Consider the following 798-nt stretch of genomic DNA (forward strand, 5'->3'; position numbering starts at 1 on the left):
AATGATGAGCACCTATTGTTCCACCCTCTCGGAGGCGCTGAAGACCGCCGGCATCTTCCGACCCTGCCTGCTGCTCGACCGCGATCGGCTGGACGGAAACATTGCCCTGGTAAAAGGGAGGCTGGATCCCGGCCTGGCCGTGCGGCTGGTCGACAAATCGCTCGCCTGCCTGCCGCTGCTTGCGCATATAGGCAAGGCGCTTCGCCATGAGCGCTTCATGACCTTCCACCCGCCGATCAGCGAGGCGGTGCTGAAGGCGTTTCCGGATGCCGATCTGCTCTACGGCAAGCCGATGCCGATCGGTGCGGCAAGGGCTGCGCTGGTGAAGGGTGATGCCGACTGGTCGCGTGTCTGCTGGCTGATCGACAGCGAGGAGAGACTGGCGGAATACGGTGCTCTCGCTGACGAACTCGGCATCGGCCTGCGCATCGCTTTCGAGATCGATGTCGGGCTGCATCGCGGCGGCTTTGCTGATCCCGCGGCCTTGTCGAAGGCGTTGAGCGCGTTGCCGGCCCGGCTGCATTGCGAAGGCGTCATGGCCTACGAGGCGCATGCGCCGCTCATTCCCGGCCTTTTCGGCGGACCGGCAAAGGCATTGGCGGAGGCGTCGGCGCAGGCTGCGGCGTTCGTCGCCTGTCTCGGCGCCGACCAGCGCCGTATCCTCAACATCGGCGGCAGCAAGACCGCGCTGCTTCATCGTGGCGGCGCGGCCAATGAAGTGTCGATGGGCTCGGCCTTCGTGCTGCCCAGCGACTTCGATACGCCAGGCCTAGAAGGCTTCCAGCCGGCGGCCTTCAT

At 65.4% G+C, this 798-nt stretch carries 1 protein-coding gene; it reads left to right on the top strand.

What is annotated here, in order from left to right; translation table 11 throughout:
* Window positions 1-798 (top strand): alanine racemase (locus tag EN884_RS37550; protein WP_128361208.1); only part of this gene is annotated, 798 nt, incomplete at both ends.

It is taken from the genome of Mesorhizobium sp. M7A.F.Ca.AU.001.01.1.1, from assembly GCF_004022735.1.
GTDB lineage: Bacteria > Pseudomonadota > Alphaproteobacteria > Rhizobiales > Rhizobiaceae > Mesorhizobium > Mesorhizobium ciceri.